This window comes from Eubacterium album (genome assembly GCF_025336545.1).
Taxonomy (GTDB): Bacteria; Bacillota; Clostridia; order Lachnospirales; family Lachnospiraceae; genus Eubacterium_U; species Eubacterium_U album.
Genome location: NZ_JAODBU010000008.1, coordinates 195,225 through 212,528, shown reverse-complemented (window position 1 = coordinate 212,528; position 17,304 = coordinate 195,225). Strand labels below are relative to the sequence as shown.

Here is a 17,304-nt window from a genome sequence, read left to right as displayed (position 1 = left end):
TATGAGGAAAATATGAAAGAAGAAAAGCATGAAAACATAGATTTAGATGATTTAGAAGATATAAATGATATAGAAAGTTATCTAAATAATAAAAAAGAAAAAAAATATAAATCAATGTTCATGAAAACGTTTTGGTGGATTTTGATAATATACATATGTATATGTGTGGTCATGATTATGTTACTTATGGACAATGATTTGAACTCAAAAGAATGTGGATATATAGCCATAATCTTTATAATGTCTTCAGCGCTGTTTATTTCAGTTTCAATGCTTATTTTTAAAATTTTTCAGAGATTTAGAAAACTTTCTGCTAATTTCAATGAAATTTCATCTACAAATAATATGCATGTGCCTGAAGATGGAGATGACGAGATTGCTATGCTAGGGCATCAGATTAACGATATGGTAGATCATATAGAGCAGCTTAATAAAGAAAATGTTAAAAAGCAGCTGTTAATGAAGAATGTTGAGATTAAATCACTACAAAATCAGATTAATGCTCATTTTATGTATAATGTCTTGGAAAGCATAAAGATGATGGCGGAGATAAAAGGTGATTATGAAATATCTGATGCAATAACATCACTTGGTCAGATGTTCAGATATAGTATGAAATGGACTTCGGGTTTAGTTACATTAAGGGAAGAATTAGAATATGTCCAGACATATTTAAATCTTTTAAATTTAAGATTTGATTATGAAATATATCTTTCGCTAAATATTCCGGAACAATATATGGATATTGAAATTCCAAAAATGACTTTGCAGCCAATTGTTGAGAATTCAGTATACCACGGTATAGAGGATATGGCTGAAGATACTTCAATTTATATAAAGGTATATGATATTGTAGAAAAAAATATTCTGGCAATAGAAGTTTCTGATGCCGGTAAAGGTATGGACGAGGAAAAATTGAAAGAGATTAAAGTTAATCTATATTTGCCCCATGAAGATGATTCAAAGGAGCATGGTCGTGCGCTAAGGAACGTAAATGAACGAATTCAGATGTTCTTTGGAAAAGAGTACGGAATAGATATTTTCTCAAAGAAAGGGTTATTTACTAAAGTGGTTATTCAATTACCGTTAGAGAGGAAGCAGTAGCATATGAAGACATTAATGATTGTTGAAGATGAAAAACTGATAAGACAGGGTATTAAGTCCATGGTTTTACGTTCGGGTGTTGATGTAGAAGAAATAATTGAATGTAATAATGGATTAGCTGCTCTGGAAATATTAGAAAAACAAAATGTAGATGTTATGTTTACGGATATTAGGATGCCAAAAATGGACGGAATTTCATTAGTAAAAGAAATCCAGAAAATGACAAAAAAGCCATTGATTGCAGCTATAAGTGGATTTGATGAATTTGACTATGCAGTTGAAATGATGAGAAATGGTGTAAACGAATACATATTGAAGCCTGTTGACAGAGACAAGCTGGCAAAGGTTTTGAAAAAATTTGATGACATAATTACTGAGGAAAAAGAATCTTATGAAAAGCAGAGGCAGGTAGTATATCAGCAGATGCAGTATATGATGATATACGATAATGTTACTCATAAGGAAATGCAAAGTATAACTGAAATGGCAAGAGCGTATTTTCAGGTAAAAAACTTTGTGGTTTGTTGCTTTAGCTGCCCTGAAAGTGAAATTGATGATGAAATGGATGGAAAATATTATTATCTTGAAGGTAAGGATTCTCTTAACATTTTAATCGTAGATTCAGAGTATAAAGATGAAGTTCTAAAATCATTTGATAATTATTACATCGGAATAAGCAATGTATATTATAATCTTTTAGATTTGCGACAGGCATATCATGAAGCAGCAACAATGAGAAAAACCGCATTTGAAACTATGATTAAACGTGTGGATGCAGCCAAGTTTAGTAAACCTGATGAAGAATATGAATATGGTGTTAAATTTATGATGCAGACAGCTAATCTTATCTGTTCAAATAAATTAGATGAAGCTATTGAACAGTTAGAATCATTTGTTGATGGTGTTAAAGCCAGAAAATATTACATAAATGAATTTAAAGAACAAATGGAAATAATTCTTAATACAACTATTAAAGTGTATCAGAACACTCTTAAAGTTGGAGAAGATGATATTATGGAATTATCAGATATTTATAGTTTTCAGACAATAGATGAATATATGGAAGTTGTCAAACGCTGGATTAGAGGCTTTGATGAACTTGTAAGTACAGATATTGATGAGCATAAGGCAAATATCAAAATAAAAAATGCAATTAAATATATTCAGGAAAATTACGCAACTGATTTAAATATGGCTGTAGTGTCAAATTATGTTTCCATGAACTATTCTTTATTTTCTTTTACATTTAAACAGTATACAGGAACAAATTTTGTAAACTATTTAAAGGATATCAGAATTGGAGAAGCTAAAAAGTTATTAACTGATACAGATATGAAAATAAATGAAATATCTCAGGCTGTCGGTTATGAACATGAGAAACATTTCATGAAAACATTTAAGGCTATCACAGGACTTACACCGTCACAATATCGAAATAATTTAGGCTAAAGGAGCAGTTATGGGAAATAGGAAAATACTATTAAGAAAAATATTTTTAAGATTAATTATTGTGATGTTTATAATAATTGCACTTATAGTAATAGTTATTGCAGTAATTAACATATATATGAAATCAGTAACATCATCAAAAATTCTTAGTGTAGACGAATGCAAAGATATGGATGCAGACTGTATTTTAGTACTTGGAGCAGGTGTTGCACCAAGTGGAAAACCTACTTGGATGCTTGAAGATAGAATTTTGACGTCTGAAGAACTGTATAATGTTAACGCTTCGCCCAAAATAATTATGTCAGGAGACCATGGAAGAGTTTCTTATGATGAAGTTAATACAATGAAAGATTATGCTATAAATGATGGAATTCCATCAGATGACATCTTCATGGATCATGCCGGATTTTCAACATATGATTCTATGTATAGAGCTAAAGAAATATTTGGCGTAAAAAAAATCGTTATTGTAAGTCAAAAATATCATTTGACCAGAGCGTTATATATAGCGAAAAAATTAGGGATTAAAGCATATGGCGTGTCTGCAGATAAAAGAGATTATCTGGCTAAGCAAAAATATCGTGTATTTAGAGAGTGGATTGCCAGAGCAAAAGATTTCTTTAAATTGATATATAAACCCGAACCAACTTATTTAGGCGATAAGATTTCTCTTGAAGATAGCGGAGATATTACAAATGATAAATAGCATATTTGCACAAATAATTTCGTGAAAATTTACAATATTTTAAAATATAAATAAGTGTAACTTGACAAATGTATAAACAATGCATAAAATTAACACAAATTAATAAACCGATGAGCAAGGGTAAGTAGTTATCGGGACGATTTTTCAGAGAGTTGTCGTTTGGTGTGAGACAATAAATCTAAGGTAATGAATGGACTTGTGAGGGCAGTTCGAAACCGGATATTATGGAAGTAGTGCTGACGGATCTTCACCGTTATAGGAAGTAGCATATGTTGGTATGTGAATGAGTGAATGTGATACACATTAATTTGGGTGGTACCGCAGAAGTTTATGAATTTATAGCTTTTGTCCCTTTTGGGACAGAAGCTTTTTTTATTTTAAATTTCTTTTATGAAATAATGTATCGCTAAAAAGAATAATGTGACTCGATAAAAGAGGGAATCTTTAATGGATGTACATTTTTACTTGAAACGTACCGATTCTGTATGAAAGATGGCTAATTCTTTCAGGCAGTCAATTGGAAAGGAGACACTATGAAAAAAGGAAGATTTGGAGAATTTGGAGGACAGTATATTCCTGAAACATTAATGAATGCAGTTAAAGAAGTTGAAGAAGCATATGAGCATTACAAAAATGATCCTGAATTTGTAAAGGAACTTGATGGCTTAATGAAAAATTATGCGGGAAGACCATCTTTGTTATACTATGCAGAAAAAATGACAAAGGATTTAGGTGGGGCAAAAATCTATTTAAAGAGAGAAGATTTGAATCATACAGGTTCTCATAAGATAAACAATGTTTTAGGTCAGGTTCTTTTAGCTAAGAAAATGGGTAAAACAAGAGTTATTGCTGAAACAGGAGCAGGTCAGCATGGCGTTGCAACAGCTACAGCTGCTGCACTTATGGGAATGGAATGTGAAATCTATATGGGAAAAGTAGACACAGAGCGTCAGGCTTTAAACTGTTTTAGAATGGAACTTTTAGGTGCTAAGGTACATCCTGTAGTATCGGGAACAATGACATTAAAAGACGCAGTAAATGAAGCAATGAGAGAATGGACAAGACGTGTTGATGACACATTGTATGTTTTAGGTTCAGTAATGGGACCGCATCCATTTCCAACAATTGTACGTGATTTCCAGAGTGTAATCAGCAAAGAAATAAAAGAACAGTTAATGGAAAAAGAAGGAAAACTTCCTGATGCAGTAATTGCCTGCGTAGGTGGAGGTTCAAATGCAATGGGAGCTTTTTATAATTTTATAGAAGATAAATCTGTTAAATTAATTGGCTGTGAAGCTGCAGGGCTTGGTGTTGATACTCCTAAAAACGCAGCATCTGTTGCAAATGGAGCAATGGGAATTTTCCATGGAATGAAATCATTGTTCTGCCAGGATAAATATGGTCAGATTGCACCTGTTTATTCAATTTCTGCAGGACTTGATTACCCCGGAATCGGACCGGAACATGCAATGCTAAATGAAACAGGTCGTGCACAGTATGTTTCAATAACTGACGATGAAGCAGTTAATGCATTTGAATATTTATCAAGAACAGAAGGCATAATTCCGGCAATTGAAAGTTCACATGCAATTGCATATGCAATGAAGTATGCACCAACTTTAGATAAAGACAAAATAATTGTAGTTAATGTTTCCGGACGTGGAGATAAGGACGTAGCAGCAATAGCAAGATATAGAGGAGTAGAGATTTATGAGTAAGATACATGAAGCATTTGAAAATGGAAAAGTATTTATTGCATTTGTAACAGGCGGAGATCCTGATTTAGATACAACTAAGAAAATCATTAAAGAAATGGAAAAAGCAGGGGCAGATTTAATTGAAATCGGAATACCATTTTCCGATCCAATTGCAGAAGGCCCTATTATTCAGGAGGCAAATGAGAGAGCGTTGGCAAATGGATGTACAACCGATAAATTGTTTGACGCATTAAAAGATATAAAAGATGAAGTCTCGGTACCATTAGTATTTTTAACTTACATTAATCCAATTTACGCATATGACGTCGACAAATTTTTGGACAGATGTAATGAATGTGGAATACAGGGATTAATTATTCCTGATTTGCCATACGAAGAAAAAGATGAAATAGCAGATGAATGTAAAAATCATGATGTAGATATAATTTCATTAATTGCACCGGCATCTCATGACAGAATTAAAATGATAGCAAAGGAAGCAACAGGATTTATATACTGTGTTTCATCGTTAGGAGTAACAGGTGTAAGAAGTGATATTAATACTGATTTAGGAGGAATGGTAAAATTAGTTCGTGAAACAACTGATGTTCCATGTGCTTTTGGATTTGGTATAGCAACGCCTGAGCAGGCAGAATACGTAGCTAAATATTCCGATGGTGCAATTGTTGGAAGTGCCATTGTAAAAATTGTAGCTAAATATGGAAAAGATTGTCTTCCATATATAAATGAATATGTAAAAAGCATGAAAGAAGCTGTAATGAAAGCTAATTAATGTTGCGTTTAAAGGAGCCGACGGATGACGTTGGTTCCTTTTTTACATTAACTAATCATTGGCATTGTATTAGAAAAATGTTAATATTAATAAAGATATTTACACTCTATATTACAAGGAGATATTAATTATGAGAAAAGCGCTTATAGTAATAGATATGCAATATGATTTTATAGACGGTTCTTTAGGGACAAATGAAGCACAAAATATATTGCCAAATGTAAATGATTTAATAGATAAAAAAGATTATGATAATTTATTTTTTACAAGAGATACTCATTACGAAAATTATCTTGATACTCAGGAAGGAAAAAATTTACCTGTAAAACATTGTATAAAAAATACACACGGATGGCAGATACACGATATATTAAATACGGATGGTGCAGAAATAATTGATAAAGAATCATTTGGATTTAAAGGTTGGAAAGGTAAGTTAGATAATTTTGACGAAGTTGTTTTAGTAGGCCTTTGCACAGATATTTGTGTTATATCCAATGCACTTATTATTAAAGCATTTTATCCTGAAATAAAAATAAATATTGTCGAAGATGCAACAGCAGGAGTAACACCTGAATCGAAAGCAGCAGCTATTGCAACAGCAAAGTCTTGTCAGATTAATATAATATGATGCCGGGGTTGTTGAAATACGTAGCACGTAACAATCCGAAGACATTAAAGTTGTTTTTTGCCTGGCATCATAATATAATGGTAAATAAATTTTTAATGACATAATACTTTTTTATAATTTATCATGGACTAATGCTTTATTATTGGATGAAAAATACTTACAGAAAATAAGAATAAATTTTTATAATGTGTTTGACATCCATATATCTATATGATAATATATATGAGTATGCCGCTCAGTGTGGTTATAAGTATTGCTTTTTGCAATCACCGAAACTGGCGAGTAATGTTAAATAGGAGGTGCCGTATGTACGCAGTTATAGCAACAGGTGGAAAACAGTATAAGGTTTCTGAAGGTGAAACAATCAGAGTTGAAAAGCTCGGTGCTGAAGCTGGAAGCACATATACATTTGACCAGGTTCTTCTCGTAAGCGGAGACGAAGTTAAAGTTGGTGAACCTACAGTAGCTGGAGCTACAGTAGAAGCAACAGTTGTTGGCGACGGTAAGTCTAAAAAGGTTATCGTTTACAAATACAAGAGAAAAACTGGTTATCATAAGAAAAATGGTCACAGACAGCAGTACACAGAAGTTAAAATTGACAAGATCAATGCTTAATTTTAGTTAGAGTTTAGAAGGGATTATCTTATGACTAAGGTAACAATTTTTAAACAACAGGGTTTATATAAAGGCTTTGAGGTTAGTGGTCATTCAGGATATGCTGATGCAGGTGAAGATATTGTCTGTGCGGCTATTTCAGCTTTAACCATTAATTGCATTAATTCAATAGAAACATTTACTAATGATGAATTTTTATTGGATACAGATGAAGAAGCAGGGTTAATTCGATTAATTTTTTCATATAAACCTGGCAGTAAATCAGAATTGCTGATTGATTCTCTTGCCCTTGGGTTAAGGGAGATTGAAAACGAAAACAAAGAGTATATAACATTAGATTTTAAGGAGGTATAGCTATGATGAAGATGAACCTTCAGTTCTTCGCTCATAAAAAAGGTGTTGGTTCTACAAAGAACGGTAGAGATTCAGAATCAAAGAGACTCGGCGCTAAGAGAGCAGACGGACAGTTTGTAAAAGCTGGAAACATCCTTTACAGACAGCGTGGTACAAAGATTCACCCAGGTGTTAACGTTGGCCGTGGTGGTGATGATACATTATTTGCTACATCAGATGGTATCGTAAGATTTGAAAGAAAAGGAAGAGACAAGAAACAGGTTTCTGTTTATCCTGTAGCAGAATAATTAATGATTTCAAAGCTTCAAATCATTCGTGGTTTGAAGCTTTTCTTTTATATATAATTTTTGTAACTCTATTAATTTAGTTTGAGATGGAGGTATAAATAATGTTTGCAGATCGTGCACAGATTTATATTAAATCAGGAAAAGGAGGAGACGGACACGTTTCCTTTAGAAGAGAATTATATGTGCCAAATGGCGGACCGGATGGTGGAGACGGTGGCCGTGGTGGCGATATTATTTTTGAAGTAGATAAAGGATTAAATACTTTATACGAATTTAGACATAACCGCAATTACAAGGCTCAGCCGGGTGAAGATGGCGGTAAGAAGAATAAACATGGAAAAAATGGTGAAGACCTTATTATAAAAGTTCCTGAAGGAACAGTTATTCGTGAAGTCGAAACAGGTAAAGTTGTGGCTGACATGAGCGGAGATAATCAGCGCGTAACAGTTTTAAATGGTGGTCGTGGAGGAAAAGGCAATCAGCATTATGCTACACCTACTATGCAGGCCCCTAAATACGCACAACCGGGACAGCAGGCAATGGAACTTAACGTAATTTTAGAGTTAAAGGTTATTGCAGATGTTGGCTTAGTAGGTTTCCCAAATGTTGGAAAATCAACACTTTTATCACGAGTAACAAATGCGCAACCTAAAATTGCTAATTATCATTTTACAACATTAAATCCTAACTTGGGTGTTGTTGATTTGCCTGGGGGAAAAGGATTTGTAATTGCAGACATACCGGGACTTATTGAAGGAGCATCCGAAGGTGTAGGTTTAGGACATGAATTTTTAAGACACATTGAGCGTACAAAGGTAATTATTCATATGGTTGACGCCGCTTCTGTTGAAGGAAGAGACCCAATTGCAGATATTAAGGCAATTAATGCTGAATTAGAAGCATATAATCCTGATTTGCTTAACAGACCACAGGTAATTGCAGCAAACAAAATAGATGCAATTTATGGAGAAAGCAATACTATTATTGATGACATCAAGAAAGAATTTGAACCGGAAATTAAGGTTTATCCAATTTCAGCCGTAAGTGGTAAAGGACTCAAGGAATTGTTATATCATGTTAGAGAAATGCTTGATGAATTCGATGATGCCCCAACTGTATTTGAACAGGAATATGATCCAAAACAGTTCTTTGACAACGTAGAAGATCCTTATACAGTTGAAAAAATTAAAGATGGTTTATATTCTATAGAAGGTCCTCGTATTGAAAGAATGTTAGGATATACAAATCTTGAATCAGAAAAAGGTTTTGTATTCTTCCAGAATTTTATGAAGGAAAATGGTATCTTAGATGAACTTGAAGCATTAGGTATAACTGATGGAGATACAGTTAAGATATATGGACATGAATTTGATTATTATAAATAATGATTTTCAAAAGAAAGGAAATTCCATAGTAATGGAATAGGTGAGATAGATATGACAAGTAAGCAGAGAGCATATTTAAGAAAATTAGCTGCTACAATGGATCCGATTTTTCAGGTTGGTAAGTCTAGTGTAACACCTGAGCTTACAGAAGCAATTGACGAAGCACTTGCTAAGAGAGAACTTATAAAAATATCTGTTTTAAAGAACTGCTTTGATGATTGTAAAGAAGTCGGACAGGTTATTGCAGAACGTACAAAATCAACTTTAGTAGCTGTTACAGGAAGAAAAATCGTATTATACAGACCGGCTAAAGAAGAAAAGGATAGAAAAATAATTCTTCCGTAAAATTAAGGTGATTATATGAAAATTGGAATTATTGGAGGAACATTTGACCCATTACATGTTTCTCATATAAATATTGCCAGTAAAGCTAAGAAACAATTTGATTTGGAACAGATTTGGTTTATGTTATCACCTAATCCACCTCACAAGAATTCAGAAACAGTTAATTCTTTTGAGGTGAGATTTGAAATGCTGAATATAGGATTGAGAGATAATTGTTCGTTTATACCTTGTGATTACGAATATAAGAATGGCTACAGATATACGGCTGATACATTGACTTTTCTAAAAAAAGATTATCCTGATAATGAATTTTATTTTATTATTGGCAGTGATTCATTGATGAATATTGAATCATGGTATCACCCTGAAATTATTTTTTCCTGTTATACAGTACTTGTTGCAGCAAGAAATGATGGGTCAATGAAAAATATAAATGCAAAAATAACTTCTTTAAAAGAAAAGTATGACTGTAATATTGAAGTAATTTTTGTTGAAGCGACAGATATATCTTCGTCTGAAATAAGAATGCATTTGTCAGAACATAAAGATGAAATCCCAAATCAAATATACAAATATATTAAAGAACATAATTTATATCAAAATACAAATCAGGTGAAAAGAATGAATCCGGCTGAAATATTAGAAGATTTAAAGAAAGAACTTAATCCACACCGCTATGAACATACAATAGGTGTTGCGAATACAGCAAAAAAGATGGCTGAAGCTTTGGGTGAGAATCCTAATACGGCATATCTTGCAGGAATACTTCATGACTGTGCTAAATGTATTCCAGATGAAGAAAAAGTTAAATTGTGTAAAGATAATAACATCGAAATAACCGATATGGAAATGAAGAATCAATTTCTTTTGCATAGTAAAGCGGGTGCCGTTCTTGCTAGAAATAAATACGGAATAAATGATGATGACGTTTTATCAGCAATAACATTCCATACAACAGGAAAGCCTAATATGACTTTATTAGAGAAAATTATTTTCTCGGCAGATTATATTGAGCCGTCAAGAAATCAGGCACCAAATCTTGATTATTTACGCAAAATTGCATATTCAGATATTGATTTAACTGTATATACAATTTTGAGAGATACACTTAACTATTTAAAATCAAAAGGTAATTCCACGGATAATATTGATGTAAATACATGTAAGGCATATGAATTTTATAAAAATGTTATAGAGAATAGATAAATTAATCATATTTGGATTACTAATTATAATTAATTTGATAGAAATATTATTTTTAAATAAAACAGTTATCTTGATTTGTAATATAATTACGGAGGAAACAATATGGAAATCAGAGAGATGGCTAAAATAGCCTATGACGCGTTAGATGATAAAAAAGGTGTAGATATTACAGTACTCGATATATCTGAAATTTCTACAATGGCTGATTATTTTATTATTGCCAGCGGAAACAATGATAATCAGGTAAGGGCAATGGTAGATAATGTTGATGAAGAAATGCATAAAATCGGCAAAAATCCCACTCATATCGAGGGGTATAGAAGTGGTGACTGGGTATTAATGGATTATGAAGATATTATTGTCCATGTATTTAATAAAGACAATCGTTTATTCTATGATTTAGAGAGAATCTGGCGTGACGGAAAAGTTGTTGAATTATAAAAGAGGTGATATACATGTGGGCATATGAAAGTGTATTTTATCAGATTTATCCACTTGGATTTTGTGGTGCACCATTTGAAAATGATGGTGTATTAGAGCATAGAATCAATAAAGTTTCAGAGTGGATTCCACACATTAAGAAACTTGGAGCAAATGCAATTTATTTTTCTCCTTTATTCGAATCAGATACACATGGTTATAATACAAGGGATTACTGCATGCTCGATAAACGATTAGGCACAAATGAAGATTTTAAAAATATTTGCCAAGAGCTCCATGAAAATGGTATAAAAATTGTTTTAGATGGTGTATTTAATCATGTAGGACGAGGATTTTATCAATTTCAGGATGTCTTAAAGAATAGAGAAAATTCCAGATATAAAGATTGGTTCCACATCAGTTTTGAAGGAAATTCCAATTATAATGATGGACTTTGGTATGAAGGCTGGGAAGGTAACTATGATTTAGTTAAGTTAAATCTTGGAAATGAAGAAGTAGTGCAGCATATACTTAATGCAGTTAAATTTTGGATTGATGAATTTGATATTGATGGAATAAGGCTTGATGTAGCTTATTGTCTTTCACCTGAGTTTCTGCATAGATTAAGAAATTATTGTGATGGATTAAAAAATGATTTCTTTTTGGTTGGTGAAATGCTTCATGGAGATTACAATCAGCGAATGAATGATTCAATGTTACATTCAGCAACAAATTATGAGTGCTATAAAGGTTTATATTCAAGTTTTAATTCTATGAATATGTTTGAAATATGTCATTCTTTAAACAGACAGTTCGGGGCCGAAAATTGGACTATATACAAAGGAAAGCATCTATTTTCATTTGTAGATAATCATGATGTAACAAGAGTTGCAAGCATACTAAGTAATGAAAATCATTTGCCTTTGATTTATACATTGATGTTTGGAATGCCTGGAATTCCTTGTGTTTATTATGGAAGTGAATGGGGCGAAAAAGCTGATAAAAGTCAGGGAGACCAAGCTTTGCGTCCTTCATTTGAACAGCCAATTGAAAATGAATTGTTTAAGCACATTTCTAAATTAGCTGATATTAAGAAAAATTCAACTGCATTAAATTACGGAGATTTTTCTACTATTTTACTTACAAATAAACAATGTGTAATCAAAAGATGTGTTGATACAGAGACTGTATTAGTTTGCATTAATGCAGATGAAAATAATTATTATGCTAATTTTAATGTTTCAGCAAATTACATTGATTTGTTGACTAATAAAGAATTAAGAGTAGAAAATGGTTTTGAAATGAAAGCTTATAGTTCATATATTTTGAAATTAGTTTAAGAATAGTCTTAAATTATAAAATATTTTATTTATAATTTAAAATCACTTATAATTTGCTTATAAATTTGATTATTAGGTTAAACCTGGTATTATATAAAATGAATAATAATTCATTATTTTGAAATTGTTCATAATTTTGTTAAAAAATGATTTTATTATATTAAATGTACAAATGGCTAAATTAAATTTTATTGCTTAATTTTGTAATTGAAATTTTAAATTTGTATACAATTGAGCAATAACATAATTTTTATGAAAAGAGGTAGATTTAAATGGCAAAGAAGATTGTACCTGTTACATTACTTACAGGTTATTTAGGTGCAGGAAAGACAACATTACTTAATGAAGTCCTTTCTAATCAGGAAGGATATAAAGTAGCGGTTATTGTTAACGATATTGGTGAGGTTAACATTGATGCAAGCTTAATAGCTAAAGGCGGACAGGTTACACAGAAAGATGACAATCTTGTTCCACTTCAGAATGGATGTATCTGTTGTACATTAAAGGTTGATTTAATTAATCAGATTATTGATTTAGTTTCATCAGGTAAATTTGATTATTTATTAATTGAAGCAAGTGGTATTTGTGAGCCATTGCCAATTGCTCAGTCTATTACTATGTTAGACGGTTCTTATGATAAGAGAGCAAAACTTTGCCGTCTTGATAATATTGTAACTGTTGTCGATGTAGCAAGATTAGCAGACGAATTTGGATGTGGTGAAAATCTTGTTAAAGATGATATTGATGATGAAGATATCGAAAATTTACTTATTCAGCAAATTGAATTTTGTAATACTATTATTTTCAACAAAGTTGATACTATTTCAGAAGAACAGTTAAACAAGGTTAAAACTATTGTTAAAACTCTTCAGCCAAATGCTAAGACAATTGATACTAACTACGGAAAAGTTCCTGTAAGTGAAATTTTAAATACTGAAAGATTTGATTTCGATGAAGCAAGTATGTCAGCAGGTTGGATTCAGGCTCTTGAAAATTATGACGCAGATGAAGACGAACATCATGACCACGACGAACACGATCATGAGGAACACGATCATGAGGGACACGGTCATCATCATGACGAACATGAACACGAAGGACACGATCATGAGGGACACGATCATCATCATGATGAACATGAAAATGATGACCACGGACATCATGGACATCATCACCATCACCACCATCATCATGGAGAGGGTGAGGCAGAAGAATACGGTATCGGAAGTTTTGTATATTATAGAAGAAAACCTTTTGCTAAAGAAAAATTTGAAGACTGGATTAATGATATGCCTAAAGGTATTATCAGAAGCAAAGGTATTATCTGGGCAGCTGAGAACAATAATGACGCTTATATGTTTGAACAGGCAGGTAAACAGATTAATATTACAAATGCCGGCAGATGGTATGCTACAGCACCAAGAAGAGTACGTGCTCAGGCAATGAAAGATGATCCTACATTAGTTAAGGATTGGGACGAAGAAGTAGGCGATCGTATGATTAAATTAGTATTTATCGGTCAGAATCTTGATAAAGAAGCTATAATTAAATCATTAGATGATTGCCTTGCATAAAAACACACTAACGAGAAAGTATTGTAATAACATTACAAAAAGATATCAGTAAAAATGAACAAATTTATCTTATTCGATATGAAAATGTTTATTTCAACTGATATCTTTTTTATATTAGTTTAAATAACATGTTTATATTATGTTAGCTTAAACAACATGAGGTCTATATAATGAATGAACTCTACCTAAAATCTCACAATCAGGGACAATTATTGGATCCATATTGTCATTTTCAGGTTGAAGGCGGATATGTCCATCTTCTTTATAGAATCTTTTAACTGTAGCAGAATCATCTATTAAAGCAACTACAATATCTCCATTACTTACAGCAGAAGTTCTTTCTACAATAATATAATCATTCTCGTAAAAACCTACGTTAATCATGCTTTCACCGTGAATCTTCAAAATGAACGTTTCGTTATTAGGTAAAAATTCAGTTGGCAATGCAAAATAATCTTCGATGTTTTCAACTGCAAGTAATGGCTCACCTGCAGCAACTCTTCCAACAACCGGAATATTAGACATTTCTCTTCGTGCAAGTCCAAATTCATCATCAATTATCTCGATAGCACGAGGCTTAGTAGGGTCTCTTCTTATGTAGCCGTTTTCTTCTAAAGTAGCTAAATGTGAATGAACAGAAGAAGTAGAACGCAAACCAACTTTCTCACAGATTTCCCTAACTGTAGGTGGATATCCTTTTCTTAATATTTCTTCTTTTATGTAATCGAGAATCTGTTGCTGTTTAGCTGTAATCTTACCAGGCATATGTAATTCCTCCAAATAATATATAAAATTTTAAAATATATTCAAAATCAAAAAAAAATTTCAAAATATACTTAACTGTACCATCTAATGTACACCTCATATGCTAATTTTATCATATAAGAAAAAATTACGCAACAAAAAACCGAACAAATATTCGAAAGTAGTATTGACAAACAAACGTTCGGGTGTTAATATAATTATACAAAGCAAACAAGTGTTCGCGTAATAGCAATAATATAAATATATTATATGGAGGATTTTAAACATGAAGTTATTTAGAAACAGTTTTTTATCATCAGTTATTTTTACAATGTTACTTGCAACTGCAGTTGTATGTACTGTTAAGCTTACAGATGTTGGAGCACAGAAGAAGGCTGACTCTAACAGATATAAATATTACACAAGTGTAGAGGTTAAACCCGGAGATACATTAACAAGTATCGCTAAGAAATACATAACACCGGAATATGCATCAGTATCAGAGTATGTAGATGAAATCTGTAAATATAATCACATTGGAAGTGGTGATAAGATTCACGCTGGGAAATATATATCAGTTATGTATTATTCAGATGAAATAAAGAAATAATATAATAATAGTTAATGCAAATTGACTATAGGCAATGTAATAAAATTACAAGACGCTGTATGAACTAAATTTTAGTCATACAGCGTTTTGATTTATTTATTAATGATTTTTATCTAGTGCTTAATCATTGCGTAATTTCACGGCATTTCTAGCCTTTCTGCGGCGTTCATCATCAATTGCAGCATAATGTTTTTTAGTTGTGTTTACATCTTTATGTCCCAAAACGTCTGCAACAAGGTATATGTCTCCGGTTTCCTGATATAAAGTTGTGCCATAAGTACTTCTTAATTTGTGTGGTGTTATTTTCTTCAAATTAGTAACAAGACCTGCATATTTTTTTACAAGTTTTTCTACAGAACGAACACCCATACGTTTTCTTTGAATTGAAAGAAAGAATGCATCTTCATGTCCTTCAACAGGAACAATTCTTTTTCGCTCTTCCATATAATTCTTTAACGCTTCCTCAACTTCATCACCGAAGTAAATGATTGTTTCATATCCACCTTTTCGTTGAATTTTTATACCTGTGTTTTTAAAATCAATATCATTTATATCAATACCAACGCATTCAGATACACGAATACCTGTTCCAAGAAGAAGTGTTAGTATTGCAATATCTCTAACTTTAGTTTTAGTATGAAAGTTTTGCTGGGATTTAGTTAACTTTGTTCCATTTTCTACTTCATCTAATAATTCAGCGACTTCATCAACATCAAGTCTGATTATTTCTTTGTCATGAAGTTTAGGCATCGAAACAATACTAGCAGGATTGTTTTTAATAAGTTCTTTTCTATAAAAGTAATTATATAAAGTTCTAACACTTGCAAGTTTTCTCATTATTCCTCGCTCGCTATTTGTATGTTCTTTGCCATCATCAGAAATATAATATTTTAGATATTCTAAATATTCTTCAATATCAGTAGCTGTCAATTTATCTAAAATATCTAAATCAAGTTCTGAAATATTTATATTTGAATATTTAGGATTTTCTGTTTTAATGTAATTAAAGAATATACCTAAATCATAAGCATATGCTATTCTTGTACGTGAAGAAGTAGTAGGTTCAATTCCTCTAAAAAAAGTAGAACAGAATTTAGGTAATTTCTTTTGCAACTCTCTTAATTTTAATTCGTTATCAATATTAATCTGTTCATGATATGTATGATTCTGTGCCATAATTTTATACCAAATTTAAAATAACCTTTCTTGTTTTTTTAATACAAATTTATGAAATACAATATTATTTTTAAAATACAAAAATAATATTATTTATCCATATTGTAGCATCCATTCATAATAGCAGTGAAGAAACGTTCTTTACAACCGGGATTTTCTTTTACCAACTGTCTAACCAGTTTTTTAACATATTCTCGTTTAGTATGTCCATCAACTGGGCATCTGTTTTTTGCAACAGGTAGTTCATATCTTTTAGCAAAACCAATAACATCCATTTCTGGTACATACATTAATGGTCTTATAACTGTTAATCTTTTTTTGTCTAAATATGTAACAGGAGAGAAGCAGTGGAATCTTCCTTCATAAATAAGTGAAAGAAACATTGTTTCAATGATATCGTCCTTATGGTGTGCATAAGCTATTTTGTTACAGCCTAATTCCTCGGCTTTATTATTTAATGCACCTTTTCGCATTTTCGCGCATAAAGAACAAGGATTGGATTCTTTTCGCTGTTCAAACACTACATCAGCAATCTGTGTTTCTATTACATGATATTCTACATCAAATTTTTTGCAGTAATCCTTAATCTTATCTAAATCCTGAATACCAAATCCTAAATCAACTGTTATTGCAACTAATTGGAATTTATTTGGATAAAATATTTTTAGTCCGCTCAATGCATATAGTAAAGTTAAACTATCTTTACCACCTGATATACCGATTGCTATTTTATCACCATCTTCAATCATTCCAAAATCATCAACGGCCTTTCTTACGTAACTATATAATTTCTGTGATTTCATAATTTTACCTACCTTGAAAACTATTATTTATTTATAATTAAATACGATTGTAGTGGAAGTAAACA

Annotated in this window: 19 protein-coding genes and 1 other annotated feature; of the genes, 16 read left to right on the top strand and 3 right to left on the bottom strand. The window is 31.7% G+C overall.

Features of this window, described 5'->3' with window-relative positions; translation table 11 throughout:
* Positions 1-12: 12 nt before the first annotated feature.
* From N5B56_RS09835 to N5B56_RS09765, 15 genes are all read left to right on the top strand, one after another.
* Positions 13-1,104, top strand: a complete 1,092-nt coding sequence (locus tag N5B56_RS09835; protein WP_022089576.1) for a sensor histidine kinase — start codon at positions 13-15, stop codon at positions 1,102-1,104.
* 3 nt (positions 1,105-1,107) lie between these two features.
* On the top strand, positions 1,108-2,553 hold the full coding sequence (locus N5B56_RS09830) for a response regulator transcription factor (protein ID WP_260978829.1): 1,446 nt from the start codon (positions 1,108-1,110) through the stop codon (positions 2,551-2,553).
* Between the two features lie 10 nt (positions 2,554-2,563).
* Complete coding sequence (locus N5B56_RS09825) at positions 2,564-3,259, top strand: SanA/YdcF family protein (RefSeq protein WP_260978828.1); 696 nt, start codon at positions 2,564-2,566, stop codon at positions 3,257-3,259.
* Between the two features lie 101 nt (positions 3,260-3,360).
* Positions 3,361-3,615 (top strand) — a binding site (T-box leader).
* A 177-nt stretch (positions 3,616-3,792) separates the two neighbouring features.
* Positions 3,793-4,977 (top strand): tryptophan synthase subunit beta, encoded by a 1,185-nt coding sequence (gene trpB, locus N5B56_RS09820; RefSeq protein WP_260978827.1) that lies wholly within the window; start codon positions 3,793-3,795, stop codon positions 4,975-4,977.
* Positions 4,970-5,749 carry a tryptophan synthase subunit alpha gene (trpA, locus tag N5B56_RS09815; RefSeq protein ID WP_260978826.1) on the top strand — a complete coding sequence of 260 codons (780 nt, stop codon included), beginning with the start codon at positions 4,970-4,972 and terminating at the stop codon, positions 5,747-5,749. Before trpB ends, trpA begins: the two co-directional genes overlap by 8 nt.
* A gap of 130 nt (positions 5,750-5,879) precedes the next feature.
* On the top strand, positions 5,880-6,380 hold the full coding sequence (locus tag N5B56_RS09810) for a cysteine hydrolase family protein (RefSeq protein ID WP_260978825.1): 501 nt from the start codon (positions 5,880-5,882) through the stop codon (positions 6,378-6,380).
* Between the two features lie 306 nt (positions 6,381-6,686).
* Entirely contained in the window at positions 6,687-6,995 is a 309-nt protein-coding gene (gene rplU / locus N5B56_RS09805) for a 50S ribosomal protein L21 (protein ID WP_260978824.1), read from the top strand.
* A gap of 30 nt (positions 6,996-7,025) precedes the next feature.
* Complete coding sequence (locus N5B56_RS09800; RefSeq protein WP_022089583.1) at positions 7,026-7,349, top strand: ribosomal-processing cysteine protease Prp; 324 nt, start codon at positions 7,026-7,028, stop codon at positions 7,347-7,349.
* Positions 7,350-7,351: 2 nt separating this feature from the next.
* A complete protein-coding gene (gene rpmA, locus N5B56_RS09795) occupies positions 7,352-7,636 on the top strand; it encodes a 50S ribosomal protein L27 (protein WP_117909360.1) in 285 nt (94 codons plus the stop codon).
* A gap of 101 nt (positions 7,637-7,737) precedes the next feature.
* Positions 7,738-9,021 (top strand): GTPase ObgE, encoded by a 1,284-nt coding sequence (obgE, locus tag N5B56_RS09790; RefSeq protein WP_022089585.1) that lies wholly within the window; start codon positions 7,738-7,740, stop codon positions 9,019-9,021.
* Between the two features lie 51 nt (positions 9,022-9,072).
* Positions 9,073-9,366, top strand: coding sequence for a ribosome assembly RNA-binding protein YhbY (gene yhbY / locus N5B56_RS09785; RefSeq protein ID WP_117909362.1), 294 nt, complete (start codon positions 9,073-9,075; stop codon positions 9,364-9,366).
* A 15-nt stretch (positions 9,367-9,381) separates the two neighbouring features.
* Complete coding sequence (gene nadD / locus N5B56_RS09780; protein ID WP_260978823.1) at positions 9,382-10,572, top strand: nicotinate-nucleotide adenylyltransferase; 1,191 nt, start codon at positions 9,382-9,384, stop codon at positions 10,570-10,572.
* Positions 10,573-10,674: 102 nt separating this feature from the next.
* Positions 10,675-11,013, top strand: coding sequence for a ribosome silencing factor (rsfS, locus tag N5B56_RS09775; protein WP_117909366.1), 339 nt, complete (start codon positions 10,675-10,677; stop codon positions 11,011-11,013).
* A 14-nt stretch (positions 11,014-11,027) separates the two neighbouring features.
* A complete protein-coding gene (locus tag N5B56_RS09770; RefSeq protein ID WP_260978822.1) occupies positions 11,028-12,332 on the top strand; it encodes an alpha-amylase family glycosyl hydrolase in 1,305 nt (434 codons plus the stop codon).
* A gap of 272 nt (positions 12,333-12,604) precedes the next feature.
* On the top strand, positions 12,605-13,906 hold the full coding sequence (locus N5B56_RS09765) for a GTP-binding protein (RefSeq protein ID WP_260978821.1): 1,302 nt from the start codon (positions 12,605-12,607) through the stop codon (positions 13,904-13,906).
* Between the two features lie 147 nt (positions 13,907-14,053).
* Here the strand turns inward: N5B56_RS09765 and lexA are convergent, their stop codons facing one another.
* Positions 14,054-14,671 carry a transcriptional repressor LexA gene (lexA, locus tag N5B56_RS09760; RefSeq protein ID WP_022089591.1) on the bottom strand — a complete coding sequence of 206 codons (618 nt, stop codon included), beginning with the start codon at positions 14,669-14,671 and terminating at the stop codon, positions 14,054-14,056.
* A 265-nt stretch (positions 14,672-14,936) separates the two neighbouring features.
* Here lexA and N5B56_RS09755 point away from each other — a divergent pair, with 265 nt between their 5' ends.
* Entirely contained in the window at positions 14,937-15,260 is a 324-nt protein-coding gene (locus N5B56_RS09755) for a LysM peptidoglycan-binding domain-containing protein (RefSeq protein ID WP_117909372.1), read from the top strand.
* Positions 15,261-15,380: 120 nt separating this feature from the next.
* Here N5B56_RS09755 and N5B56_RS09750 read toward each other — a convergent pair whose 3' ends face one another.
* Together N5B56_RS09750 and N5B56_RS09745 are read right to left on the bottom strand one after the other, a co-directional pair.
* Positions 15,381-16,436: a tyrosine-type recombinase/integrase gene (locus N5B56_RS09750; protein ID WP_117909374.1), complete on the bottom strand. Its 1,056-nt coding sequence runs from the start codon at positions 16,434-16,436 to the stop codon at positions 15,381-15,383.
* Positions 16,437-16,525: 89 nt separating this feature from the next.
* Positions 16,526-17,239, bottom strand: coding sequence for a tRNA 2-thiocytidine biosynthesis TtcA family protein (locus tag N5B56_RS09745; protein WP_260978820.1), 714 nt, complete (start codon positions 17,237-17,239; stop codon positions 16,526-16,528).
* Positions 17,240-17,304 lie beyond the last annotated feature (65 nt).